Here is a 24,099-nt window from a genome sequence, read left to right as displayed (position 1 = left end):
AGCCGACCGCGGTATCACGCCCCGGGATCGGGCAGCTCAGGCCGACGGGCCGCGAGCCGGTTTCCGATGTCCCGCAGCCCCACGAGGTCATGTACGTCGCCGGGCAGCGCGGCCACTTCGGTCACCGCCACCTCGGGGTGGAGCGCGGTGAAGCGGTCACGCGTGCGCTGCTCGCGGGAGAGCAGCTGCATACGCTCGGAGTGCAGCCTCAGCAGGCCTGCGGTGAGTTGGTCGACGGACCGCTCCACATGCGCCGCGACGGGCTGTGGGTCGGCGGGCGACGGCTCGTCCGTGGTTGACGGCTCGTCCGTGGCTGCGGTTCGCTCCATGTCCGCGGCGGGGGAGCCTGCGTCGGGAGCCGATGCCTCGGAAGCGGCCGAATCTGAACTGTCGTACGTGTCGGGGGAGTTACGAAGTCCAGCTTTCCCGCCCTCCTGATCGACAATGCGGGGCTCTTCAAGATTTTCCGCGGCGGCGAGCGCCCGCTCGGCCGACAGCCGGTCGGCGCCGCTGCCGTGGACCCGGTTGAGCACCAGACCCGCCAGCGGCATGTCCTCGGCGGCCAGCCGCTCCACGAAGTACGCGGCCTCCCGCAGCGCGTCCCGCTCCGGCGCCGCCACCACCAGGAACGCTGTCCCGGGCGCCTGAAGCAGCTTGTACGTGGCGTCCGCGCGCGTGCGGAAGCCGCCGAACATCGAGTCCATGGCGGCGACGAAGGTCTGTACGTCCTTCAGCAGCTGCCCGCCCAGCAGCTTGCCGAGCGCCCCCGTCATCATCGACATGCCGACGTTCAGGAACTTCATCCCCGCGCGCCCGCCGACCTTCGCCGGGGCCAGCAGGACCCGGATCAGCTTGCCGTCGAGGAAGGACCCGAGCCGCTTGGGCGCGTCCAGGAAGTCCAGCGCCGAGCGCGACGGCGGGGTGTCCACGACGATGAGGTCCCACTCGTCCCGGGCCCGCAGCTGGCCCAGCTTCTCCATCGCCATGTACTCCTGCGTGCCCGCGAAGCCCGCCGAGAGGGACTGGTAGAAGGGGTTGCCCAGGATCGCGGCGGCCCGCTCGGGGTCCGCGTGCGCCTCGACGATCTCGTCGAAGGTGCGCTTCATGTCGAGCATCATCGCGTGCAGCTCGCCCTCGCCCTCGACGCCCTTCACCCGGCGCGGGGTGTTGTCGAGGGAGTCGATGCCCATGGACTGGGCGAGCCGGCGGGCCGGGTCGATGGTCAGCACGACCACCTTGCGCCCGCGCTCGGCGGCCCGCAGGCCCAGCGCCGCCGCGGTGGTGGTCTTGCCGACGCCGCCCGAGCCGCAGCACACCACGATGCGGGTCTTCGGGTCGTCGAGCAGCGGGTCGAGGTCGAGGGCGCGCGCGGGGGACAGGTGCGGGGGGTGCGCGGGGTGGTGCGGCTGGCGCGCGGCGTCGTGTGCGTGGGCCGGTTCCGGACTCATGACATCCCCTGCTTCCGACGTACCGCGTAAGGCTCCGGACGTGTCGCGTACGGCTCCCGACTAGTGAACGGACTCATGACAGGCCCTGTTCCCGCAGCTCGCCCGCGAGTTCGTACAGGCCCGCCAGGTCCATGCCCTCGGCGAGCAGCGGCAGTTCGTGCACCGGCAGCCCCAACTCGTCCAGGACCGCCCGCTGCTCGTGCTCCAGCGCGTGCCGCTCGGCGTACTCGTCGGCCTGCGCCAGCAGCGGGTCCACCAGCCGCTCGGCGTTCCCGCCGCGCCGTGCCCCGCCGAGCCCGGCCGAGGACAGCGACTTGGCGAGGGCCGCGCGCGGGACGCTCCGTACGAGTTCCAGGTCGGTCGCGTCCAACACCTCGGGCCGCACCATGTTCACGATGATCCGCCCGACCGGCAGCCGCGCCGCGCGCAGCTCGGCGATCCCGTCCGCGGTCTCCTGGACGGGCATCTCCTCGAGGAGCGTCACCAGGTGCACGGCCGTCTCCGCCGACTTCAGCACCCGCATCACGGCCTGCGCCTGATTGTGTATCGGCCCGATCCTGGCGAGCCCCGCCACCTCGTCGTTGACGTTCAGGAAGCGGGTGATGCGCCCGGTGGGCGGCGCGTCCATGACGACACAGTCGTAGACGAACCGCCCGGCCTTGTCCTTGCGGCGCACCGCCTCGCACGCCTTGCCGGTGAGAAGGACGTCTCTCAGCCCCGGCGCGATGGTGGTGGCGAAGTCGATCGCGCCGAGCTTCTTCAGGGCCCGGCCCGCACCGCCCATCTTGTAGAACATCTGGAGGTAGTCCAGAAGGGCCAGTTCGGGGTCTATGGCGAGGGCGTACACCTCCCCGCCCCCAGGAGCGACGGCGATCTTCCGCTCCTCATAGGGCAGCGCCTCTGTCTCGAAGAGCTGCGCGATGCCCTGCCTGCCCTCGACCTCGACGAGAAGCGTCCGCTTCCCCTCGGTGGCGAGGGCGAGCGCGAGCGCGGCGGCGACCGTGGTCTTTCCGGTCCCGCCCTTGCCGCTGACGACCTGGAGCCTGCTCACGTCTTCGAGCCTAACCAGTCGGTGCGCGAGCCACGCGGCGGCCTGTGGATAACCTGCCGCCGGTCGGCCGCGTCGCCCTTGCGGGCAACGGATAAAGTCGGCCACATGACCAAGTGGGAATACGCAACCGTGCCGCTGCTCGTCCATGCCACGAAGCAGATTCTGGACACCTGGGGCGAGGACGGCTGGGAGCTCGTCCAGGTCGTGCCCGGGCCGAACAACCCCGAGCAGCTCGTGGCCTACCTGAAGCGGGAGAGGCAGGCATGAGCGCGGTCGAGTCGAAACTCGCCGAGCTGGGTCTGAGGCTTCCGGAGGTCGTGCCGCCGCTCGCCGCGTACCAGCCGGCGGTCCGGTCCGGCGTGTACGTCTACACCGCGGGCCAGCTCCCCATGGTGGAGGGCAAGCTTCCGGTCACCGGCAAGGTGGGCGCGGAGGTCACCGCCGAGGAGGCGAAGGACCTCGCCCGTGTCTGCGCCCTGAACGCCCTCGCGGCCGTGAAGTCGGTGGCCGGCGACCTGGACCGCGTCGCGCGCATCGTGAAGGTCGTGGGCTTCGTGGCGTCGGCTTCCGACTTCACGGGTCAGCCCGGCGTCATCAACGGCGCGAGCGAGTTGTTCGCCGAGGTGCTCGGCGACAAGGGCGTGCACGCGCGCAGCGCGGTCGGCGTGGCCGTGCTTCCGCTGGACGCGCCGGTCGAGGTCGAGGTCCAGGTGGAGCTGACGGAGGCGTAGGCCTTCGGCGGCTGTGGTCTGTCCGGGGACCTGCCCCGGGCAGGCCGAACAGCGGCGGCGTCATGCCCGCTGCCGTGCCGAAAACGGGCGGCCCCGCGGCCTTCCGGCGGGGCACAGTGGCCCCATGGTCGAAACCGTTCAGGGCCGAGGACTCGACGCCCAGGGGTACATCGCGCGCGAAGGCTCCCTCGGGCTTGTCCCGTATGGCTTCCGGCACATCGTCGCCGCTGCGCGGGAGCGTCTGCCGGCGGTGTTCGGGGCGCGGCTGCACAGCGCCTACCTGTACGGGTCGATCCCTCGCGGCACTGCGCGCGTGGGGCGCAGCGACCTGGATCTGCTGGTCGTCCTGCACGAGGAGCCCGGCGCCGGGGACCGGGCGCAGGCCCGCGCGCTCGATGCGGCGCTGGACAGGGAGTTCCGGGAGATCGACGGGGCCGGGACCCTGTTGGAGAGCCGGGCGCGCGTGCTGAGCGAGCTGGAGCGGCACGACCTGGGATGGTTCGTCGCCTGTCTGTGCACGCCGCTGCTCGGCGAGGACCTGGCCGGGCACCTGCCGCGCTATCGTCCCGACTCACTGCTCGCCCGCGAGACCAACGGGGATCTCGCCCTGCTGCTGCCCCGCTGGCGCACCCGCATCGCCGACACCGACGCCGACGCCGCCGACGACGCGGACCGGGTGCGGCGGCGGCTCGTGCGGCTCATGTCCCGGCGTCTCGTCCGTACCGGCTTCACGCTCGTCATGCCCCGCTGGAACGGCTGGACCAGCGATCTGACCGACATGGCCGAGGCCTTCGGCACGTACTACCCCGAGCGGGCCCGGCAGATGCGGGCGGCGGCGGTGCTCGGGTACGAGCCGGTCGGGGACGCCGGTGTGCTCCGCTCGTACGTCGACGACCTCGGTCCCTGGCTCGCCGCGGAGTACGCGCGCGTGCACGGCATCAAGGCACCGCGCCCCGATCGGCCGGGCTAGATGAGCCCGTGCTCCTCCAGGTAGTCCATCTGCGCCCGTACCGACAGCTCGGCCGCCGGCCACAAGGAGCGGTCCACGTCCGCGTACACATGGGCGACGACCTCGGCCGGGGTGCCGTGGCCGTCCTCGACCGCCGTCTCCACCTGGGCGAGGCGGTGGGCGCGATGGGCGAGGTAGAACTCGACGGCGCCCTGGGCGTCCTCCAGGACGGGGCCGTGGCCCGGGAGGACCGTGTGCACGCCGTCGTCGACCGTGAGGGACCGCAGGCGCCGCAGCGAGTCCAGATAGTCGCCGAGGCGGCCGTCGGGGTGTGCCACGACGGTCGTGCCGCGGCCCAGGATCGTGTCGCCGGTCAGGACGGCGCGGTCGGCCGGGAGGTGGAAGGAGAGGGAGTCGGCGGTGTGCCCGGGCGTCGGTACGACGCGCAGCTCCAGGCCGCCGACGGTGACCACGTCCCCGGCGCCGAGCCCCTCGTCGCCGAGCCGCAGCGCCGGGTCGAGGGCACGCACGCGCGTGCCGGTCAGCTCGGCGAAGCGTGCGGCGCCCTCGGCGTGGTCGGGGTGGCCGTGGGTGAGCAGGGTCAGGGCGACGCGCTTGCCGGACTTCTCGGCCATGGCGACGACGTTGCGCAGATGACCCTCGTCCCGGGGGCCCGGGTCGATGACGACGGCCAGGTCGGAGTCCGGCTCGGAGACGATCCAGGTGTTGGTGCCGTCCAGGGTCATCGCGGAGGGGTTGGGGGCCAGGACGTTGACGGCGCGGGGGGTGGCGGGGCCGGTGAGGACCCCGCCTCGCGGCTGGCCGGGGAGGGCTGCTGCGTCCGTCATGCGTGGGGGCCTTCCGAGGGTGCGGGCACTGGTGCGGGTGCGGGTGCTGCGGGTGCGGTCATGTGGGGGTTCCGCCGGTCGGGATGTGCTTGGTGAACTCGTCGTGGCCGGGCCAGGTGAGCACGATCTCGCCGTCCTCGAGGCGGGCCTGCGCCAGGACGGGCGTGAGGTTCCGGGTCGGGGCGGCGGCGAGGGCCTGGGCGGCGCTGTCGTACGGCGTCAGCTGGCGCAGTGTCGCGATGGTGGGCGGCATCATCAGCAGCTCGCCCTCGTCGTACGAGGCGGCGGCGTCCGTGGGGCGGATCCATACCGTGCGGTCGGCCTCTGTGGAGGCGTTGCGGGTGCGCTGGCCCTCCGGGAGGGCGGCGACGAAGAACCAGGTGTCGTAGCGGCGGGGCTCGAACTCCGGGGTGATCCAGCGGGTCCAGGCGCCCAGCAGGTCGGAGCGGAGGGCCAGACCTCGGCGGTCGAGGAACTCGGCGAACGACACGTCGCGGGCGACCAATGCGGCGCGGTCCGCCTCCCAGTCGTCGCCCGTGGTGTCGCCCACTACGGAATCGTCGGTGGGGCCGGCGAGCAGGACGCCCGCCTCCTCGTACGTCTCCCGTACGGCGGCGCACACGATCGCCTGGGCCGTGGCCTCCTCGACGCCGAGGCGCTGCGCCCACCACGCGCGCGTGGGGCCTGCCCAGCGGATGGGCTGCTCGTCGCGCGGGTCGACGCCGCCGCCGGGGTAGGCGTACGCCCCGCCGGCGAAGGCCATCGAGCTGCGGCGGCGCAGCATGTGTACGGCGGGGCCGCCGGTGTCGGCGTCCTTGAGCAGCATGACGGTGGCCGCCCGTTTCGGGGCGACGGGGGTGAGGGTTCCTTCCGCGAGTGCGCGGATGCGGTCCGGCCACTCCCGTGGGTACCACTGCCCGTTTGCCATGGGCGGAGGCTATCTCTTGGTGGGCGGATGTTCGAGGGGTGGTCTTGGGGCGTGGCTGGTGGGGGTGCGTGTTGATGCCTGCGGCGCCGCTGCGGGGTGTGTGGGGGTGCGCGTAGCGCCTGCGGGTGTTTTGTGGGTCGGGGCCGTGGCGGGGGTGTCCGTCCTCGGACCGGCGGCTGGCCTTGGGCAGGGTGCTGAGCGTTTCTTGACGCCGGCCACTGCGGGCGGACACCCCCCGCCACGTCCCCTTCCCGCCGTACGCGGCTGCGGGTCCTTGGGGGGGACTACGACGGGGCCCCGCCTCGTAGAAGGCAGGGCCCGGTGTCTTGGTCGGGCTAGCGCGAACGCTTCGCCAGGCGTTCCACGTCCAGCAGGATCACCGCGCGGGCCTCCAGGCGCAGCCAGCCGCGCTGGGCGAAGTCGGCCAGGGCCTTGTTGACCGTTTCGCGGGACGCGCCGACGAGCTGGGCCAGCTCCTCCTGCGTGAGGTCGTGGACGACGTGGATGCCCTCCTCGGACTGCACGCCGAAGCGGCGGGAGAGGTCCAGAAGCGCGCGGGCCACGCGGCCGGGGACGTCCGAGAAGACGAGGTCGGACATCGCGTCGTTGGTGCGGCGCAGGCGGCGGGCCACAGCGCGCAGCAGTGCGGTGGCCACCTCGGGGCGGGCGTTCAGCCAGGGCTGGAGGTCGCCGTGGCCCAGGCCCAGCAGCTTGACCTCGGTCAGCGCGGTGGCGGTCGCCGTGCGCGGGCCCGGGTCGAAGAGGGACAGCTCGCCGATGAGCTCTCCGGGGCCGACGACGGCGAGCATGTTCTCGCGGCCGTCGGGGGATGTGCGGTGAAGCTTGACCTTGCCCTCGGTGACGACGTAGAGCCGGTCACCCGGGTCGCCCTCGTGGAACAGGGAGTCGCCACGTGCGAGGGTCACCTCACTCATGGAGGCGCGCAGTTCCGCGGACTGCTCGTCGTCGAGAGCCGCGAAGAGCGGATTGCGCCGCAGAACGTCGTCCACGAGTTCTCTCCTTGTCGACCTGCTCAGGGGATCTTGCTCCCCCACGTACCAGGGGACCGTGCTCCCCATTTTGCCGGACGGTCCAAACAGTGTGATCTGTCACAAGGATGCCGCACAGGTGTGCCGAGGTAAGCGGCAGGGGTCCAATTGGGGGCCGACCTTCGGGGTCCGAGGCGGATGTCGGTGCCGGGCTCTAGGCTGGCCGGGTGTCCAAATCGCCGGTGAGAGCACAGGCCAAGGGGGCTGGGCGGGTGGTTGTACGTCGCGATTCCGCTGTGGGCGAACAGGACCCCGGTGGCGGAAGGAAAACGGCAAAAGCGACGAAAAAGGCGCCGGGCGGGGCAGCCCCCGGTGGCGGGAAAGAGGCGGTGAAGAAGGGCGTGGGTACGAAGAAGGCGGCGGGCGGCAAGAAAGCTGCGGCTGCGAAGAAGGCCACTGCCAAGAAGGTCACCGCCAAGAAGGCGATCGCCAAGAAGCCCGTCGTCGCTCCCGCGAAGGCCTCCGCCGCCGTGAAGGGTGCCTCCACCGTCAGGACCGTCGGCGCCAAGCCGTCGACCGCCCTTGTCCGTCGGGCCCGGCGCATCAACCGCGAGCTCGCCGAGGTCTATCCCTACGCCCATCCGGAGCTGGACTTCGACAACTCCTTCCAGCTCCTGGTCGCCACCGTGCTGTCCGCCCAGACCACCGACCTGCGCGTCAACCAGACGACCCCGGCGCTGTTCGCCAAGTACCCCACCCCTGAGGACCTGGCCGGCGCCAATCCGGAGGAGGTCGAGGAGATCCTGCGGCCGTGCGGCTTCTTCCGGGCCAAGACCAAGTCGGTCATGGGGCTGTCCAAGGCGCTGGTGGAGAACCATGGCGGTGAGGTCCCGGGGCGGCTGGAAGAGCTGGTGAAGCTGCCCGGTGTGGGGCGCAAGACGGCGTTCGTCGTGCTCGGCAACGCCTTCGGGCGGCCCGGCATCACCGTGGACACGCACTTCCAGCGGCTGGTGCGGCGCTGGCAGTGGACCGAGCAGACGGACCCGGACAAGATCGAGGCCGAGGTCGCCGCCCTGTTCCCGAAGAGTGACTGGACGGATCTGTCGCACCATGTGATCTGGCACGGCCGGCGCATCTGCCACGCCCGCAAGCCCGCGTGCGGCGCCTGCCCCATCGCGCCGCTCTGCCCGGCGTACGGCGAAGGCGAGACGGACCCGGAGAAGGCGAAGAAGCTGCTGAAGTACGAGAAGGGCGGCCTTCCGGGGCAGCGGCTCAAGCCGCCGCAGGCCTATCTGGACGCGGGCGGGAAGCCGGCCCCGCCGCTGGGGGCCGGATGACGGGGCGGGAAGCGTCGCCGGGCGGTGGTACGGCCGGGGCGGAACGATCTAGGTGCCCTCGGGCGTTGGACTCGGCAGGACGACGGGGGTGGCTATGACGAGGGCGAGCGATACGCGGGACGGGTCAGTGGTGCTCAGCAGGGATGGGCTGCCGGGGTGGCTGGAGCCCGTGGTGCGGGTGGCGGAGACCGTCGAGCCGTTGCAGCTGAGCCGCTTCCTGCCGCCGGAGAGCGGGGCGGGGCGGCAGTCCGCCGTACTGATTCTCTTCGGTGACGGCGAGCGCGGGCCCGAGCTGCTGCTCATGGAGCGGGCCAGTTCGCTGCGGTCCCATGCCGGACAGCCGTCGTTTCCCGGTGGCGCGCTCGACCCCGAGGACGGCGACCCGCAGGCCGACGGGCCGCTGCGGGCCGCTCTGCGCGAGGCCGAGGAGGAGACCGGGCTCGATCCGAGCGGCGTCCAGCTCTTCGGGGTGCTGCCCAAGCTGTACATCCCGGTCAGCGGCTTCGTCGTCACCCCCGTGCTGGGCTGGTGGCGCGAGCCGAGCCCGGTCGACGTCGTCGATCCGAACGAGACGGCGCGCGTTTTCACCGTCCCCGTGGCGGATCTCACGAATCCGGACAACCGCGCCACGACCGTCCATCCCAGCGGCCACAGAGGTCCGGCATTTCTGGTCGAATCGGCACTGGTCTGGGGCTTCACAGCCGGGATCATCGACCGTCTGCTCCATTTCTCGGGCTGGGAGCGGCCCTGGGACCGGGGCAAGCAGGTCCCGCTCGACTGGCGGTCATGACAGGGTGTCTGCCGTGGACCGGAGAGTGACGAGGCGAGGCCTGAATCGGTGAACGTGCTGGACATCCTGTTGCTGGTCGCCGCCGTCTGGTTCGCGATCGTGGGCTACCGCCAGGGCTTCGTCGTCGGCATCCTGTCGGTGATCGGCTTCCTCGGCGGCGGCCTCGTGGCCGTCTACCTGCTGCCGGTCATCTGGGACGCGCTGACCGACAACGCCGAGGTGAACACGACCGCCGCCGTCGTCGCGGTCGTCGTCGTGATCGTCTGCGCCTCCGTCGGCCAGGCCCTGACCACGCACCTCGGCAACAAGCTGCGCCGGTACATCACCTGGTCCCCGGCCCGCGCCCTCGACGCCACCGGCGGCGCCCTCGTCAACGTCGTCGCGATGCTCCTCGTCGCCTGGCTGATCGGTTCCGCCCTCGCCGGGACGACGCTGCCGACGCTCGGCAAGGAGGTCCGCAGCTCCAAGGTGCTGCTCGGCGTCTCACGGGCGCTGCCCGACCAGGCCGACACCTGGTTCGCGGACTTCTCCTCCGTGCTCGCGCAGAACGGCTTCCCGCAGGTCTTCAGCCCGTTCTCGAACGAGCCCATCAACGAGGTCCAGCCGCCCGACCCGGCCCTGGCCAACAGCCCGGTGGCCGCCCGCGCCCAGCGCTCCATCGTCAAGGTCATGGGCACGGCGACGAGTTGCGGAAAGGTCCTGGAGGGCACCGGCTTCGTCTTCGCCGACCGCCGGGTCATGACCAACGCGCATGTCGTCGGCGGCGTCGACGAACCCACCGTCCAGATAGGCGGAGAGGGCAGGCGGTACGACGCGAAGGTCGTCCTCTACGACTGGGAGCGCGACATCGCCGTACTGGACGTACCGGACATGGACGCGCCCGCGCTGCGGTTCACGGCCACCGACGCCGAGAGCGGCGACGGCGCGATCATCGCGGGCTTCCCGGAGAACGGGGCGTACGACGTGCGAGCCGCGCGCGTGCGCGGGCGCCTGCCGGCCAACGGCCCGGACATCTACCACCGCGGCACCGTGCGCCGTGACGTCTACTCGCTGTACGCGGTCGTCCGCCAGGGCAACTCCGGCGGCCCGCTGCTCACGCCCGAGGGCAAGGTGTACGGCGTGGTGTTCGCCAAGTCCCTCGACGACGCCGACACCGGCTATGCGCTCACCGCGGACGAGATCCAGGAGGACATCGTCAAGGGGCGTACCGCCAACCAGCAGGTGGACAGCGACAGCTGCGCGCTCTGACGTTCGGGTGCGGCGGCGTCAGCCGCGCGGGTGGCGCAGGCGCACCGAGACCCAGCGCGCGCGGCGGCGCAGGATGCGCGGAATGCCCACCCGGGGATCGGCGCCCGCTATCTGCGGGGCGGTGCCCCGTTGGTGGGAGCTCAGCCCACTGGCCGAGCGGCGATTGCGTGCTGCGTCACTGTAGTCGTGCGTCCAGCCCATACCCCGACGTCTGCCCCTGCCCCATGGTCGATAACCGCCTCACGCGCCCCCAATTGGCCTATGCGCCGGGCAATTGGCTGTTCGTAGGACAGGTGTTCAGTTCCGGATACCGGGCGCATCGGCGCGGTCACCGATCGGGTTCGGGGTCTTTCAGCCAGTTGATGAGTTCGGTGGAGAAGGCGACCGGGTCCTCCTCGTGCGGGAAGTGCCCGAGCCCGTCGAACAGACGCCAGCGGTACGGCGCTTCGACGTACTCGCCGGAGCCGGCCGCGCTGCGGGTGCGCATCACCGGGTCGAGGGAGCCGTGCAGATGCAGCGTCGGCACGCGCACGGGTCGCTTCATACGGCGGTTGAACTGGATGCCGTCGGGGCGGGCCAGTGAGCGCACCATCCAGCGGTAAGGCTCGATCGAGCAGTGCGCCGTGGACGGGATGCGGATGGCGCTGCGGTACGTGTCCACCGCGTCGTCGTCCGGCAGGCGCGGGCCGGACCAGTCCCGGATCAGCCGGCCGACCAGCGCCCCGTCGTCGGCGGTGAGCTGCCGCTCGGGAATCCAGGGGCGCTGAAACCCCCAGATGTAGGAACTCGCACTCGTCTGCTTGACGTCGGAGAGCATCGCCGAGCGCCAGCGCCGGGGGTGCGGCATGGACGCGACCGCGAGCCGCCGCACCAGCTTGGGGCGCATCACGGCCGCCGTCCACGCCAGATATCCGCCCAGGTCATGGCCGACCAGCGCGGCGTCGGGCTCGCCGAGCGAGCGGACCACGCCGGTGATGTCGAGGGCGAGGTTGGCCGGGTCGTAACCGCGCGGCGTACGGTCGCTGCCGCCCACGCCCCTGAGGTCCATCGCCACCGCCCGGAACCCCGCGTCGGCGAGCGCGACGAGCTGGTGCCGCCAGGTCCACCAGAACTGTGGGAAACCGTGCAGCAGCAGGACCAGTGGACCGTCGCCCAGCTCGGCGATGTGGAAGCGCGCACCATTGGCGGCCACGTCCCGGTGTGTCCAGGGACCATCCAGTCGTACGACCGAGGCCGGTTGCGGCGTAGGGGCGGCGGGATCCGTCATGACGACGAGCGTGCCACAGCCTCGATGGCCGCCGGCGCCCGGACCTCCAGCTCCGGAGCGGGGGCCGGACGCGGGTGCGGCTTGGCCTTCTGCAGGACGCCCGCGGTCTCCTTCATCGAGGCGGCGACCTTCTGCGGGCCCTTGCTCTTCTTGGCCTTCTTCGCGAAGACGACGCCGATCAGCGCGAGGAGACCGGCGACGACGACATTCGCGGCGAAGGACAGCACGAAGCAGATCGCGAGGTTCCAGTCGCTCCAGGTCCGAATGCCGTACGCGAGGGCGAAGTTCAGCATCGGCAGGGAGAACAGCAGCACCGCGCCGGCCGCCGTGAACGCGCCGCCGCTGGTCGCGCCGCGCTTGACGTCCTGCTTGAGCTGCGCTTTCGCCAGGGCGATCTCGTCATGCACCAGCGCCGACATCTCGGTCGTCGCCGAGGCGAACAGCTGGCCGATGCTGCGTTCGGCGCCGACCGGGCTGCCGTCGGGTGCGCTCATCGCGGTCTCCCTCGTAGTCACGGTTCCGTCTTCCGCCTGAGTGCGTACGGTTCCGTCTTTTGTACCGTCCCGTCAGATCATGCCCGACGGTGCTCCTCCTCGCCTGCCCTGCCCGCCACTTCGGCAAGCGCGTGGCGTGCGGCGGCCTTCTCCTCGGCGAGGCGGCGGTGCTCGGCGGCCTTGCGTTCGAAGATGGCGGCCATCCGAAGGTGGTACTCAGGCTCGTCCTGCTCGTAGATGTCCGGGATGCCGTCGGCGTCCTCGTCTCGGTCCTCTTCCTCGCACATCCGGCGGTACTTGGCGTTCCGTATCTTCAGCAGCACCGTCGCCACGAGCGCCGCGGTGAGCGAGCCGAGCAGTACGGCGGCCTTGACCTCGTCGGTCAGGGTGGCGTCGCCCTCGAAGGCGAGCTCACCGATGAGCAGCGAGACGGTGAAGCCGATGCCGGCGAGGGTGGCGACGGCGAACACGTCGGCCCACGCCAGGTCGTCGCTGAGCGAAGCCCTGGTGAAACGTACCGTCAGCCAGGTGCCGCCGAAGATGCCGACCATCTTGCCGACCACGAGACCGAGGACCACGCCGAGCGTCTCCGGCTGGGCGAACACATCGCGCAGCGCGCCGCCGGAGATGGCCACACCGGCGCTGAAGAGCGCGAACAGCGGCACGGCCAGGCCGGCCGACAGGGGTCGTACGAGATGCTCGATGTGCTCGCCGGGGGAGTGCTCCTCGCCCTCGTGGCGATGGCAGCGCAGCATCAGGCCCATCGCCACGCCCGCGATGGTGGCGTGGACGCCGCTGTTGTACATCAGGCCCCAGATCACCAGGGCGAGCGGGATGTACACGTACCACCCGCGTACGCCCTTGCGCAGCAGCAGCCAGAACACGCTCAGGCCGACGACGGCGCCGCCGAGCGCGGCGAAGTTGATCTGCTCGGTGAAGAACACCGCGATGATCAGGATCGCGAACAGATCGTCGACGACGGCGAGCGTGAGCAGGAAGGCGCGCAGGGCGCTGGGCAGGGAGGTGCCGATGACGGCGAGCACGGCGAGCGCGAAGGCGATGTCCGTGGCGGTCGGGACCGCCCAGCCCGACAGGGAGCCGCCCCCGGTGACATTGGTCAGGATGTAGACGAGCGCGGGTGCCACCATGCCGCACAAGGCGGCGACGACCGGCAGCACGGCCGCCTTGGGGTCTCTGAGGTCGCCGGCCACCAGCTCACGCTTGAGCTCGATCCCGGCGACGAAGAAGAAGATCGCGAGCAGTCCGTCGGCGGCCCAGTGCTCGATCGACAGGTCCAGCCCGAGGGCCTCGGGGCCCAGGTGGAAGTGGCCGACGCTCTCGTAGCTGTCGCCCAGCGCGGGTATGTTCGCCCAGAGCAGCGCGGTGATCGCGGCGAGCAGCAGCAGGACACCGCCGACCGTCTCGGTGCGCAGCGCGTCCGCGATGAAGTTCCGCTCGGGCAGGGAAAGGCGTCCGAGGACCTTGCGGGCGGGAGCGGGGGGACGGGGCGCAGCCACGTGGGAACCTCCGGTCGGTGGGTAGGACAGAACACTTGCCGACCAGACTTCCCGGCACACCTGAGGACCATTTGTTTTGCTTAGCTTACTTAAGGGTGGCCGGAAGTGCATCCGTCGATGTCCACCGTACGTACACGAAAGGCACCCGGCGCGCTTGGCGCCGGGTGCCCGCGAAGGTCGTGCTCAGTCCCTGGCCGTGCTCAGTCCTCGCTCGGCGCCGCCGGCAGCTTCGCCTGGATGAGGTCCATGACGGTGGAGTCGGTGAGCGTGGTCACATCACCGAGCTGGCGGTTCTCGGCCACGTCCCGCAGCAGTCGGCGCATGATCTTGCCGGAGCGGGTCTTGGGCAGCTCGGCCACCGGGAGGACCCGCTTGGGCTTGGCGATCGGGCCGAGGGTGGCGCCGACGTGGTTGCGCAGGTCGGCGATGAGGTTCTCGTCCTCGGCGTTCGCCGTGCCGCGCAGGATCACGAAGGCGACGATCGCCTGCCCGGTCGTCTCGTCGGTGGCGCCGACGACGGCCGCCTCGGCCACGGACGGGTGGGAGACGAGCGCCGACTCCACCTCGGTGGTCGAGATGTTGTGCCCGGAGACGAGCATGACGTCGTCCACGCGGCCCAGCAGCCAGACGTCCCCGTCGTCGTCCTTCTTCGCCCCGTCACCGGCGAAGTACTTGCCCTCGAAGCGCGACCAGTAGGTGTCGATGAACCGCTGGTCGTCGCCCCAGATGGTGCGCAGCATCGACGGCCACGGCTCGGTCAGGACCAGATAGCCGCCACCGCCGTTGGGCACCTCGTTGGCCTCGTCGTCGACGACGGTCGCGGCGATGCCGGGCAGCGGCGTCTGCGCGGAGCCGGGCTTGGTCTCGGTCACGCCCGGCAGCGGCGAGATCATCATCGCGCCGGTCTCGGTCTGCCACCAGGTGTCGACGATCGGCGTCCGGTCGGCGCCGATGTGCTTGCGGTACCAGATCCACGCCTCGGGGTTGATCGGCTCACCGACCGAGCCGAGGACGCGCAGGCTGCTCAGGTCGAACTTCGCGGGGATGTCGTCGCCCCACTTCATGAACGTGCGGATCGCGGTGGGCGCCGTGTACAGGATCGTGATCCCGTACTTCTGCACGATCTCCCAGAACCGGCCCTGGTGCGGGGTGTCCGGCGTGCCCTCGTACATCACCTGCGTCGCACCGTTCGCCAGCGGCCCGTACACGATGTACGAGTGGCCGGTGACCCAGCCGACGTCGGCGGTGCACCAGTAGACGTCGGTCTCCGGCTTGAGGTCGAAGACGGCGTGGTGGGTGTACGCGGCCTGGGTGAGGTAGCCGCCCGAGGTGTGCAGGATGCCCTTCGGCTTCCCCGTCGTACCGGACGTGTAGAGGATGAAGAGCGGCTGCTCGGCGTTGAACGCCTCGGGGGTGTGCTCGACGGACTGGCGCTCGACGATCTCGTGCCACCACACGTCACGGCTGTCGTCCCAGGCGACGTCCTGGCCGGTACGGCGCACGACGAGCACATGCCGCACGTTGTCGACCTTGGAGATCGCCTCGTCCACGGCCGGCTTGAGCGCGGACGGCTTGCCGCGCCGGTAGCCGCCGTCGGAGGTGATGACGACCTTGGCGTCCGCGTCCTGGATACGGGTGGCCAGCGCGTCCGCCGAGAAGCCGCCGAAGACGACGGAGTGGGCGGCGCCGATCCGGGCGCAGGCCAGCATCGCGACCGCCGTCTCCGGGATCATCGGCATGTAGACGGCGACCCGGTCGCCCTTTTGAACTCCCAGCTCCAGCAGGGCGTTGGCGGCCTTGGAGACCTCGTCCTTGAGCTGGGCGTAGGTGATGGCGCGGCTGTCGCCGGGCTCGCCCTCGAAGTGGATGGCGACCCGGTCGCCGTGCCCGGCCTCGACATGCCGGTCCACGCAGTTGTACGCGACGTTGAGTTCGCCGTCCTTGAACCACTTCGCGAACGGCGGGTTCGACCAGTCCAGCGTCTCCGCCGGCTCCTTGGCCCAGGTCAGCCGGCGGGCCTGCTCGGCCCAGAAGCCGAGCCTGTCAGCCTTGGCCTGTTCATACGCCTCCGCCGTGACATTGGCGTTGGCGGCCAGGTCGGCGGGGGGTGCGAACCTGCGCTCTTCCTTCAGCAGGTTGGCCAGGCTTTCGTTGCTCACGACATCTCCCTTTCCCAGGGTGTCCGTTGTGTCCCAGGCCACAGCTCATCAGACCCGAGGGCCCGATGACAAGGGTCGACGGAAAATTGGTTTAGACCTGTCATGGAGTGTGGACCGAGCTGCTGTCGGTGCCGGGTCATCCGTTCCCACGGATGTCGCAACGAGGCGGTTCATCTGTGTAATCCCTTTCACATCCGCGCCGTGCGCAGGCGAAACGCCGACCCGGTGGAAAGCGCGGCGGCCCCGCACCGGACGGGGCCGCGCTCACCTCTCATCCGTCAGGCCGACAGATCGGCCACCCCCACGTGATCGAACACCTCGTCCTCACGCCCCTCGGCGAGCAGATAGGCCTGTGCCTCGCCCACGTGGAAGTACATCCCGTGCAACTCCAGCGCCCCCGCCCGCAGGGCCCGGGCCACCGACTCATGGGTGCGCAGATGCTCCAGCTGCTGGACCACGTTCGTCAGGCAGAGCTGCTCGACCGCGTCGGCCGGCGCCCGCCCGGCGAGCCTGGGCCAGGGGCGGCTCTCGTCGGACAGCCGCTCCAGGCTCGGCCGCCCATGCCGCAGCCAGCGCCGGAGCGGGGTCTGCGGGCCGTCCGGCTCGGAGGCGAGCAGCGCCTGCATGGCCCCGCACCCGGAGTGCCCGCACACCGTGATCGACCGCACCTGGAGCACGTCCACGGCGTACTCGATCGCGGCCGCCACCGAGTCGTCCCCGCTCTCCTGGCCGGGCTGGGGGCACCCCCCGGCGTCAGCGGGGGGAGGAACGAGGTTGCCCACATTGCGCACCACGAACAGGTCACCGGGACCACTGGAGGTGATCATCGATGTGACCAGCCGTGAGTCCGCGCAGGTGAGGAACAGCTGCGAGGGCCGTTGCCCCTCCCGCGCCAGCCGCGCCAGCTCACTTCGCACCAGGGGCGCGGTGTTGCGCTGGAACGCGCTGATGCCACGGGCCAGTTGACGCGCACTCGGCCGGCTGTCGTCGGCGCCACCGCCGCCGCCCGCGTCGGCCGGGTTGTCCTCGGCCCGACCGGACTCGACGGTGCCGTCGGCGGCGCCGGGTGCGCCGGACTCGCCGGTCGTGTCGAGCTTGTCGGTGCCGGTGGGGCCGTTGGGGGCGTCGGTGCCGGAGGGCGTGCCGGACCCGGGTGTTTCGTCGATGCCGTTCGCGCGGGCTTCCCCTGGCCGGCCGTCGCGGGGCGGGGCGGCCGTCTCGGGGATCTCGCACTGGTGGTTGCGCCAGGGCGTCCAGGGATGGCAACGGCAGTCGGCGGACCCGGCCGTGGACCTCCCGGCGTCGGCATGCAGGCCGGCCGGACCCGTCGGCTCACCGATCCGGACCCCGGCCCTGCGGCCGACCAGCTCGACGGAGCCGCCGTGTGCGGTGTGCGTGTTCTGCCAGTCCTGCAGTGACTCGTACGCCGCGTGGTCCATGAAGGACCCGTCCAACTCCACGACGGCGTGGGCGCCCTGGGGCACGAGATGCAGGGCCCGGCTGAGCCGCGGCACCGCGAGGAACGTCAACTGTCCTCGTACATGTACGTGATGGACTCCTTCCTTCTCGTCGTGCGTGATCCGGGTGCGGGTCAGGCGGTGCAGGGCGACGCCGACGGCCATGGCGATGCCCAGGGCGACGCCCTCCAGGACGCCGAGGAAGACCACGCCGAGGGTGGTGACGGCGTACACCAGCGCCTCTCGGTGGCGGGTCACCGTGCGGATGTGGTGCAGGGACACCATCTGGATGCCGACGGCCATCACCAGGGCGGCGAGCGAGGCGAGCGGGATGAGCTCCAGGATCGGGACCATCAGCAGCGCGGCGACTACTACGAGAACGCCGTGCAGCATCGTGGAGTTCCGGCTGACGGCACCGGCGTGCACATTCGCGGAACTGCGCACGGCGACCCCGGCGATGGGCAGCCCGCCCAGTGCGCCGGAGACGACATTGGCGGCGCCCTGGCCGAGCAGCTCGCGGTCCAGGTCGGAGCGGCCGACGCGGGCGGCCTGCTCCGGTCGGCCCGCGACCAGCTTGTCGACGGCTACCGCGCCGAGCAGCGACTGCACGCTGCACACCAGCGTGATGGTGAGCACGGCGGCGACGAGGCCGAGCGCCGGGCCCTCGGGGAGCGAGGCCAGCGCGTGGCTGCTCCAGGACGGCAGGTCGACCTTGGGCAGGTGGAGCCCGGCGAGCGAGGCGGTCGTGGTGGCCACGGCCACGGCGACGAGCGGGGTCGGCACCTTGCGCAGCCAGCGGCCGACCCGGCCGGGAAGCCGGGGCCAGACCACCAGCATGGCGAGGGTCAGCACGCTCACCGACAGGGCGGCGGGATGGACGCGGGCCAACTGGCCGGGCAGTTCGCGCAGGTTGTCCGGGACCGAGCTGTGCGGGGTGCCGCCGAGGACGATGTGCAGCTGGGCCACGGCGATGGTGACGCCGATGCCGGCGAGCATGCCGTGCACGATGGCGGGGCTCACGGCGAGCGCGCCGCGCGCCACACGCAGGAGTCCGAGGCCGAGTTGGGCGAGACCGGCGAGGACGGTGATGGCGCAGGTCGTACGCCAGCCGTACCGCTGGATGAGCTCGGCGGTGACCACCGTGAGTCCGGCGGCGGGGCCGCTGACCTGGAGCGGGGCACCACCGAGCCGTCCGGCGACGAGTCCTCCGACGGCGGCGGCGACGAGGCCGGCCTGGAGGGGGGCGCCGGTGGCCAGGGCGATGCCCAGGGACAGGGGGAGTGCGATCAGGAAGACCGCGATCGAGGCCGACACATCGGCGCCCGCGATGCGAGGGAGGCGGGGCCGGGTCGGGGGTGGGCTGTGGGGTTCGTGGATGTGCTTTTCGCGACGTGGTTCGTCGGCGCGGGTGGGAACGCAGGCTGACATGTTTCCCGTCTCCTCCGGGTCAGCGCGGTCGCGTATCTGGTGGTCCCCCGCTCGGGGCGAGGGGTCGGGTCGCGGCCGTGTGGGCACGGCGTGCAGCGGCGGGATGTAACAGTCGGTAAACGAATCGTAATGCAAAGTAAAGGGAGGGAATAGTTTTTCCGAGCAAATGGACTAATAAATCCCCCTGAAGGGTGAAGTGGCTAATTAGTCGGCTTGTCGTACTAATTCCTTCGCGATCTCCGTGCGACCTTTGCGGCGCTGTCGGCACCGAGAGAAGGAAGAAGGTGGACGGAACATGGCCGCCACCCGCAGGTCCACCGCCCCCCGCACCATCGCCGCGACGCACAGGATCGCGGCCAGTACCGCCGTCGCCGCGGTCTGCGCCGCGTCGCTCGCCGGCTGCGCGAGCGGCCGGGACGCCACCGGGCGCGCCGCACCCGGGCCGCACAGGGCGAAGCCGGGGGCTCCCGCGCCGCAGAGCGCGCCCCGCCTGATCGGCGACGGGTCGACCGCGTACACCGGCGCGCAGCCGCATCTGCCCAGGCCCGAGCGGATGAAGCCGGGCCAGAAGCCCCCGCAGTTCGTGGTCTTCTCCTGGGACGGCGCCGGCGAGGACGGCCAGAAGCTGTTCTCGCACTTCCGCAAGGTGGCCAAGGCGAACAACGCGACGATGACGTACTTCCTCAGCGGCGTGTACATGCTGCCGGACCACAAGCGCGACCTCTACCGGCCCCCGCAGCACTCTCCGGGCCGCTCCGACATCGGCTTCAACGACGAGCAGGGCATCGCCGACACCGTGAAGCAGTTGCGCCACGCGTGGCTGGAGGGCAATGAGATCGGCACCCACTTCAACGGCCACTTCTGCGGCGGCAACGGCGGAGTCGGCGAGTGGTCGGTGGAGGAGTGGAAGGACGAGATCATCCAGGCGAAACGATTCGTCAAGTCCTGGAAGACCAACACCGGGATGACCGAGGCGGCCCCCCTGCCCTTCGACTACGACAAGGAGCTCATCGGCGCCCGCACGCCCTGTCTGGAAGGCCGGAAGAACTTCGTGAAGGCCGCGCGCGAGATGGGCTTCCGCTATGACTCCAGCGGCGTCAACAACCAGCTCTGGCCCAGGAAGAGGGAGGGCTTGTGGGACCTGTCCATGCAGCTCGTGCCGTTCCCCGGGCACTCCTACGAGCAGCTCACCATGGACTACAACTTCATGGTCAACCAGTCGGGCACCACGAGCCAGGGCGACCCCGACAAGCACGAGTTCTGGGGCGACCAGATGCGCGACGGCCTGCTCATGGGCTTCCGCCGGGCCTACGACGGCAACCGCGCGCCCCTGATCATCGGCAACCACTTCGAGTCCTGGAACGGCGGCACCTATATGCGCGCCGTCGAGGAGGTCGTCGAGGCCGTCTGCAACAAGCCCGACGTGCGCTGTGTCTCCTTCCGGCAGCTCGCCGACTGGCTGGACGCCCAGGACCCGGCGGTCCTGAAGAAGCTGCGCACCCTGGGGGTCGGCGAGGCCCCGAAGCAGGGCTGGGCCGCCTTCCTGTCGAAGCATCCGGCCCCGGCCCCGAAGGGGGTGCCCGGGGCGCCGGCGGTCAAGCAGTAGAGGTCAGGCGGGAGTTGCCCTCGGGGAGGTCGACGGTGTTCTCGCCGATGTCCTCGGGTTGGGCAGCGGTGTTCTCGCCGATGTCCTCGGGTTGGGCAACGGTGTCCTCGCCGACGCCCTCGGGCAGGGCTACGGCGCTCTCGCCGAGCATGAACCCGGGGTCGATCTGCGCCGCCAGGTCGATCCCGGTGCGCTCGTTCGCCCAGGTCCGGGCGTTCTTCAGGTGGAAGTGCGCCATCTGGTGGGTGTAGCGCTCCCAGTCCCGCAGCTCGTACGTCGCGTCCACGGCCGTGTGCAGTCGGCGCAGGGCGAGGTGGTTGGTGTCCTCCAGGAGCTCGAACCGGGGCGGGCGGCCCTTCTCCATGGAGCGCACCCAGTCCGAGTGCCCGACGGTCACCAGCAGGTCGTCGCCGACCTCGGCGCGGAGGAAGTCCAGGTCGTCCTGACCCTGCACCTTGTTGCCGACGACCTTCAGGACGACTCCGAAGTCGCGGGCGTACTCGCGGTACTGGCGATAGACGGAGACCCCCTTCCGGGTCGGCTCGGCGACGAGGAACGTGATGTCGAAGCGGGTGAACATGCCGGAGGCGAAGGAGTCCGAGCCGGCCGTCATGTCGACCACGACGTATTCGCCGGGGCCGTCCACCAGGTGGTTCAGGAACAGCTCCACCGCCCCCGTCTTGGAGTGGTAGCAGGCGACCCCCAGATCGGAATCCGTGAAGGGGCCGGTGACCATCAAACGGACGGTGCCGCAGTCGAGTTCCACCGGCCGGGCGCAGGCGTCGTAGATCGGGTTGTCCTCGCACACCCGCAGCAGCCGCGAACCCTCTCCGGGCGGTGTCGTCTTGATCATCGTCCGGGCAGAGGTGATCCGTGGATTCGTGCCGCGCAGACAGTCCTTGATCATCGGCAGCCGCTCACCCATCGCCGGTAGCGCGGCGGCCTCCGCCTCGTCGAGGCCGAGCGCGACTCCCAGATGCTGGTTGATGTCGGCGTCCACGGCCACGGTCGGTGCGCCGACAGTCGCGAGATGGCGGATGAAGAGGGAGGACAGCGTGGTCTTGCCGCTGCCACCCTTCCCGACGAAAGCAATTTTCATGTTCACGAAGAGTAGTCGCGTGATAGCTGTACGTGGCAGGCGCGCGTGAAGAAGGCCACTCGATCGAGGGGCGGGGCTCCGAGGTGCGTAATGTCGTACTCATGAGTGCGACAGGTGCGACCGCCGATCCGCTCGCGGCCCTCGGTTCACTGCCCGGGGTGCCCGAGTCCGTGGAGTCCGTGCGCAAGGCGGTGGACCGGGTCTACGGGCACCGGATCATGCGGCGCCGCAGCAACGAGATCACCTCCGAGGCTGCCCTGCGCGGCGCCCGTGGCACCGCCGCCCTGTCCGGTGCCGACTGGGCGCTCGAAGAGGTGCGCCGGCGTACCGACTTCAGCGGCGACGACGAGGCGCGCGCCATGGGCGCGGCCCTGCGTCTGACGGCCGAGGCCGGCCAACTGCTGTCCATCTGGCGGCAGTCGCCGCTGCGGGTGCTGGCCCGGCTGCACCTGGTGGCGGCGGCCGGCAAGGAGGAGCAGGTCGGACGCCCGCGTCAGGAGGGCGAGCCGGTCGACGAGCCACTGGTCGAGCTGCCGCTGCCGAGCGCGGCCGAGGTGCACGGCCGACTGGAGGGGCTGTCCGAGGTGATCATCGCCGGCGGTTCCGCGCCCGCCCTGGTGACGGCCGCCGTCGTGCACGGCGAACTCCTCGCACTGCGCCCCTTCACCTCCCACAACGGCCTGGTCGCGCGCACGGCCGAGCGCATCGTCCTGGTCGGCAGCGGCCTCGACCCGAAGTCCGTCTGCCCGGCCGAGGTCGGCCACGCCGAACTGGGCCGCACCGCCTATCTGGCGGCGCTCGACGGCTATGTCTCCGGCACTCCCGAGGGCGTGGCCGCGTGGATCGCGCACTGCGGCAGGGCGATCGAACTCGGTGCGCGGGAGTCGACGGCGGTGTGCGAGGCGTTGCAGCGCGGGGCGGCGTAGCGGGCGCGCGCGTGCGTGGCCTGACGGTGGAGGCGACTTGAAAGTCGTAGGCCGCGAAAAGGCCCGCGCGTGGCGCACATGAGTTGCGGCGGTACGAGGATTCGTACCGCCGCTGGCATGTTCACCGGGTTACCAAGCGTCCTCGATATGTTGCCCATCAGGTCGGGAACTTTGCCCGTCACCTGGTGCGGCTGGCCCGTAATCGACGGGTCGACGTCGCGTGGGTGCCCGATGTCCATGCTCGGTCCGTGGGGCCAAATGCGTATTAAAGGTGATCCTCTCGGATGTCCTTGGTCTCGCGGGCCGTTGAGTCCTTTGTACTCCAGGCCACAACCAAGCGGAAGGCTTCGCTGCAGTTCTTTACTTTTACTCGCAAACCACTTCAAACGGGCAGCGGTTTGCCGGGTGAGGTGGGGGTGAAGCGGGTCTGCAGGTCAGGCGGTTGCCGTCCGGCGTCGGTTGGCGTACCAGACGAGGCCCGCGGTGGCCGCGGCCGCTCCTATGGCCGCGGCCGCGACGAGCGCGGGACGCGGCGGTACGGAGAGGGAGGGGATCCGCTGCTTGAGCCGGACCGGGCGATGGAAGTCGAGAATCGGCCACCCGCGCGCGAGCGCCTCGCGCCGCAGGGCGCGGTCCGGGTTGACGGCGTGCGGATGCCCGACCGTCTCGAGCATCGGCAGATCGGTCGCCGAGTCGCTGTAGGCGTAACAGCGGTCGAGGTCGTAGCCCTCTGACTCGGCCAGCTCCCTGATCGCCTCGGCCTTCGTCGGACCGTACGCGTAGTACTCCACCTCCCCGGTGAAGCAGCCGTCGTCGCCCACGACCATGCGCGTGGCCACCACGCGGTCGGCGCCGAGCAGCTCGCCGACCGGCTCGACCACCTCGGCGCCCGACGTGGACACGATCACCACGTCGCGACCTGCGGTGTGGTGCTCCTCGATCAGGGAGGCGGCCTCGTCGTAGATGATCGGGTCGATCAGGTCGTGGAGCGTCTCGGCGACGAGCTCCTTGACCTGCTGGACGTTCCAGCCGCGCACGAGCGCGGACAGGTACTCGCGCGTGCGCTCCATCTGGTCATGGTCCATACCGCCCAAGCGGAAGACGAACTGGGCATATGCGGTCCGCAAGGCGGCCCTGCGGTTGATCAGACCGCCTTGGTAGAACGACTTGCTGAACGTGAGCGTGCTCGACTTCGCAATGACCGTCTTGTCCAGGTCAAAGAAGGCCGCTGTGCGGGGCAAGGAGTGGTTTTCCACGACCCTGAGCATAGGCGCAGCCCATTCGGCGTAAGGTGGGCGCGTGGGTTTGCCTGAGAGGGCTCTCGGGTACACCATGGAAGTCACGGATCGTTCGCGACCGTGCTAACCCGGTCCGACTCCTCCCCCCCCGAGTCGGCCGTGGAGACGACCCCCGCTCTCCCCCCCGGCGGGGGTCGTCGCATGTCCGGGTGGGTTTTCCTTTTCGGAGTGCGATCGCGGGGCCGCTACGAGGCGGCTGCGGCCGTCCGCTCGCCACATCCATGATCCGTGACTGTGCGTAGTCGTCGTGCTGCTCTGCGGGAGTCGTACTGAGGTCGGTCAGAGGGCGCTGGGGGGTCACCGGTTTGGGTGACGGCGATATTCACAACCGCCGAGTTGTCCACAGTTATCGACCAAGATCCACACGATTTTCGGGATCGCTGCACCGTGATTCCAACGCGTCCCGCTCGGGCCGACTTCATGGCCGGTTCCGGTTTGTCGGGCGTGTTTGGCCGGTTCGTATCGGCCGTTCATATGGAGGCCGGTCGCCGGTTCTTCACACGTTTGGGAATCGCGGGGCCGCAGGGCC

General features: G+C 70.5%; 21 protein-coding genes. 8 read left to right on the top strand and 13 right to left on the bottom strand.

The genetic code is table 11. The features are described from left to right. Positions 1-14 precede the first annotated feature (14 nt). On the bottom strand, positions 15-1,448 hold the full coding sequence (bagB, locus tag IM697_RS42890) for an ATPase BagB (protein WP_194042840.1): 1,434 nt from the start codon (positions 1,446-1,448) through the stop codon (positions 15-17). A 73-nt stretch (positions 1,449-1,521) separates the two neighbouring features. Continuing rightward, on the bottom strand, positions 1,522-2,499 hold the full coding sequence (gene bagA, locus IM697_RS42885; protein WP_194042838.1) for an ATPase BagA: 978 nt from the start codon (positions 2,497-2,499) through the stop codon (positions 1,522-1,524). Positions 2,500-2,604: 105 nt separating this feature from the next. Here bagA and IM697_RS42880 point away from each other — a divergent pair, with 105 nt between their 5' ends. The 3 genes from IM697_RS42880 to IM697_RS42870 all read left to right on the top strand — a co-directional run bounded on the left by IM697_RS42880 (position 2,605) and on the right by IM697_RS42870 (position 4,200). Next, entirely contained in the window at positions 2,605-2,766 is a 162-nt protein-coding gene (locus tag IM697_RS42880; protein WP_010986011.1) for a Sp36 family protein, read from the top strand. After that, positions 2,763-3,230, top strand: a complete 468-nt coding sequence (locus IM697_RS42875) for a RidA family protein (protein ID WP_194042836.1) — start codon at positions 2,763-2,765, stop codon at positions 3,228-3,230. The genes IM697_RS42880 and IM697_RS42875 overlap by 4 nt, the downstream gene beginning before the upstream one ends. Before the next feature lie 124 nt (positions 3,231-3,354). Beyond that, entirely contained in the window at positions 3,355-4,200 is an 846-nt protein-coding gene (locus IM697_RS42870; RefSeq protein ID WP_194042834.1) for a nucleotidyltransferase domain-containing protein, read from the top strand. Here IM697_RS42870 and IM697_RS42865 read toward each other — a convergent pair. From IM697_RS42865 to IM697_RS42855, 3 genes are all read right to left on the bottom strand, one after another. Further along, a complete protein-coding gene (locus IM697_RS42865) occupies positions 4,197-5,027 on the bottom strand; it encodes an MBL fold metallo-hydrolase (RefSeq protein ID WP_194042832.1) in 831 nt (276 codons plus the stop codon). The genes IM697_RS42870 and IM697_RS42865 overlap by 4 nt on opposite strands. A gap of 58 nt (positions 5,028-5,085) precedes the next feature. Then, positions 5,086-5,955, bottom strand: coding sequence for an NUDIX hydrolase (locus IM697_RS42860; protein ID WP_194042830.1), 870 nt, complete (start codon positions 5,953-5,955; stop codon positions 5,086-5,088). A gap of 335 nt (positions 5,956-6,290) precedes the next feature. Beyond that, positions 6,291-6,965 (bottom strand): Crp/Fnr family transcriptional regulator, encoded by a 675-nt coding sequence (locus tag IM697_RS42855; protein WP_015658871.1) that lies wholly within the window; start codon positions 6,963-6,965, stop codon positions 6,291-6,293. Positions 6,966-7,240: 275 nt separating this feature from the next. Between IM697_RS42855 and nth the strand changes: the two genes are divergently transcribed. The 3 genes from nth to IM697_RS42840 all read left to right on the top strand — a co-directional run bounded on the left by nth (position 7,241) and on the right by IM697_RS42840 (position 10,319). Further along, positions 7,241-8,281: an endonuclease III gene (gene nth / locus IM697_RS42850; RefSeq protein WP_194042828.1), complete on the top strand. Its 1,041-nt coding sequence runs from the start codon at positions 7,241-7,243 to the stop codon at positions 8,279-8,281. Between the two features lie 94 nt (positions 8,282-8,375). After that, complete coding sequence (locus IM697_RS42845) at positions 8,376-9,071, top strand: NUDIX hydrolase (protein WP_194050121.1); 696 nt, start codon at positions 8,376-8,378, stop codon at positions 9,069-9,071. Positions 9,072-9,119: 48 nt separating this feature from the next. Continuing rightward, positions 9,120-10,319, top strand: coding sequence for a MarP family serine protease (locus IM697_RS42840; RefSeq protein ID WP_194042826.1), 1,200 nt, complete (start codon positions 9,120-9,122; stop codon positions 10,317-10,319). A gap of 18 nt (positions 10,320-10,337) precedes the next feature. Here the strand turns inward: IM697_RS42840 and IM697_RS45310 are convergent, their stop codons facing one another. From IM697_RS45310 to IM697_RS42815, 6 genes are all read right to left on the bottom strand, one after another. Further along, on the bottom strand, positions 10,338-10,520 hold the full coding sequence (locus IM697_RS45310; protein ID WP_228044401.1) for a hypothetical protein: 183 nt from the start codon (positions 10,518-10,520) through the stop codon (positions 10,338-10,340). Between the two features lie 127 nt (positions 10,521-10,647). After that, complete coding sequence (locus IM697_RS42835; RefSeq protein WP_194042818.1) at positions 10,648-11,586, bottom strand: alpha/beta fold hydrolase; 939 nt, start codon at positions 11,584-11,586, stop codon at positions 10,648-10,650. Further along, positions 11,583-12,080, bottom strand: coding sequence for a phage holin family protein (locus IM697_RS42830; RefSeq protein WP_194042816.1), 498 nt, complete (start codon positions 12,078-12,080; stop codon positions 11,583-11,585). The genes IM697_RS42835 and IM697_RS42830 overlap by 4 nt, the downstream gene beginning before the upstream one ends. A gap of 77 nt (positions 12,081-12,157) precedes the next feature. After that, the gene (nhaA, locus tag IM697_RS42825) at positions 12,158-13,597 is read right to left on the bottom strand and encodes a Na+/H+ antiporter NhaA (RefSeq protein ID WP_194042814.1); all 1,440 of its coding nucleotides are present in this window, start codon (positions 13,595-13,597) and stop codon (positions 12,158-12,160) included. Between the two features lie 200 nt (positions 13,598-13,797). Next, positions 13,798-15,756: an acetate--CoA ligase gene (acs, locus tag IM697_RS42820; protein WP_194042812.1), complete on the bottom strand. Its 1,959-nt coding sequence runs from the start codon at positions 15,754-15,756 to the stop codon at positions 13,798-13,800. Positions 15,757-16,034: 278 nt separating this feature from the next. Beyond that, entirely contained in the window at positions 16,035-18,641 is a 2,607-nt protein-coding gene (locus IM697_RS42815; protein ID WP_194042810.1) for a bifunctional SulP family inorganic anion transporter/carbonic anhydrase, read from the bottom strand. Between the two features lie 295 nt (positions 18,642-18,936). Between IM697_RS42815 and IM697_RS42810 the strand changes: the two genes are divergently transcribed. Further along, positions 18,937-20,247, top strand: a complete 1,311-nt coding sequence (locus IM697_RS42810) for a polysaccharide deacetylase family protein (protein ID WP_194042808.1) — start codon at positions 18,937-18,939, stop codon at positions 20,245-20,247. Here the strand turns inward: IM697_RS42810 and IM697_RS42805 are convergent. After that, positions 20,237-21,346: an ATP-binding protein gene (locus IM697_RS42805; RefSeq protein WP_228044400.1), complete on the bottom strand. Its 1,110-nt coding sequence runs from the start codon at positions 21,344-21,346 to the stop codon at positions 20,237-20,239. The genes IM697_RS42810 and IM697_RS42805 overlap by 11 nt on opposite strands. Positions 21,347-21,447: 101 nt before the next feature. Here IM697_RS42805 and IM697_RS42800 point away from each other — a divergent pair, with 101 nt between their 5' ends. Continuing rightward, positions 21,448-22,272, top strand: coding sequence for a Fic family protein (locus tag IM697_RS42800; RefSeq protein WP_194042806.1), 825 nt, complete (start codon positions 21,448-21,450; stop codon positions 22,270-22,272). A gap of 434 nt (positions 22,273-22,706) precedes the next feature. On the opposite strand, the gene IM697_RS42795 is transcribed toward IM697_RS42800, so the two are convergent. Next, the gene (locus IM697_RS42795; protein ID WP_194042804.1) at positions 22,707-23,540 is read right to left on the bottom strand and encodes an HAD family hydrolase; all 834 of its coding nucleotides are present in this window, start codon (positions 23,538-23,540) and stop codon (positions 22,707-22,709) included. Between the last annotated feature and the right edge of the window lie 559 nt (positions 23,541-24,099).

The organism is Streptomyces ferrugineus (genome assembly GCF_015160855.1).
Classification (GTDB): Bacteria; Actinomycetota; Actinomycetes; order Streptomycetales; family Streptomycetaceae; genus Streptomyces; species Streptomyces ferrugineus.
Note: the sequence above shows the minus strand (reverse complement) of the source record. Positions and strands in the feature narration are given on the sequence as shown.

Bases quoted from the DNA above. Each gene is read 5' to 3' on its own strand.
- IM697_RS42865 (WP_194042832.1), bottom strand. From the start codon at position 5,027: ATGACGGACGCAGCAGCCCTCCCCGGCCAGCCGCGAGGCGGGGTCCTC.
- IM697_RS42845 (WP_194050121.1), top strand. From the start codon at position 8,376: ATGACGAGGGCGAGCGATACGCGGGACGGGTCAGTGGTGCTCAGCAGG.
- bagB (WP_194042840.1), bottom strand. From the start codon at position 1,448: ATGAGTCCGGAACCGGCCCACGCACACGACGCCGCGCGCCAGCCGCAC.
- IM697_RS42810 (WP_194042808.1), top strand. From the start codon at position 18,937: ATGGCCGCCACCCGCAGGTCCACCGCCCCCCGCACCATCGCCGCGACG.
- IM697_RS42800 (WP_194042806.1), top strand. From the start codon at position 21,448: ATGAGTGCGACAGGTGCGACCGCCGATCCGCTCGCGGCCCTCGGTTCA.
- IM697_RS42835 (WP_194042818.1), bottom strand. From the start codon at position 11,586: ATGACGGATCCCGCCGCCCCTACGCCGCAACCGGCCTCGGTCGTACGA.
- IM697_RS42795 (WP_194042804.1), bottom strand. From the start codon at position 23,540: ATGCTCAGGGTCGTGGAAAACCACTCCTTGCCCCGCACAGCGGCCTTC.
- IM697_RS42870 (WP_194042834.1), top strand. From the start codon at position 3,355: ATGGTCGAAACCGTTCAGGGCCGAGGACTCGACGCCCAGGGGTACATC.
- IM697_RS42830 (WP_194042816.1), bottom strand. From the start codon at position 12,080: ATGAGCGCACCCGACGGCAGCCCGGTCGGCGCCGAACGCAGCATCGGC.
- IM697_RS42805 (WP_228044400.1), bottom strand. From the start codon at position 21,346: ATGAAAATTGCTTTCGTCGGGAAGGGTGGCAGCGGCAAGACCACGCTG.
- IM697_RS42880 (WP_010986011.1), top strand. From the start codon at position 2,605: ATGACCAAGTGGGAATACGCAACCGTGCCGCTGCTCGTCCATGCCACG.
- IM697_RS42860 (WP_194042830.1), bottom strand. From the start codon at position 5,955: ATGGCAAACGGGCAGTGGTACCCACGGGAGTGGCCGGACCGCATCCGC.
- IM697_RS42815 (WP_194042810.1), bottom strand. From the start codon at position 18,641: ATGTCAGCCTGCGTTCCCACCCGCGCCGACGAACCACGTCGCGAAAAG.
- IM697_RS45310 (WP_228044401.1), bottom strand. From the start codon at position 10,520: ATGGGCTGGACGCACGACTACAGTGACGCAGCACGCAATCGCCGCTCG.
- IM697_RS42875 (WP_194042836.1), top strand. From the start codon at position 2,763: ATGAGCGCGGTCGAGTCGAAACTCGCCGAGCTGGGTCTGAGGCTTCCG.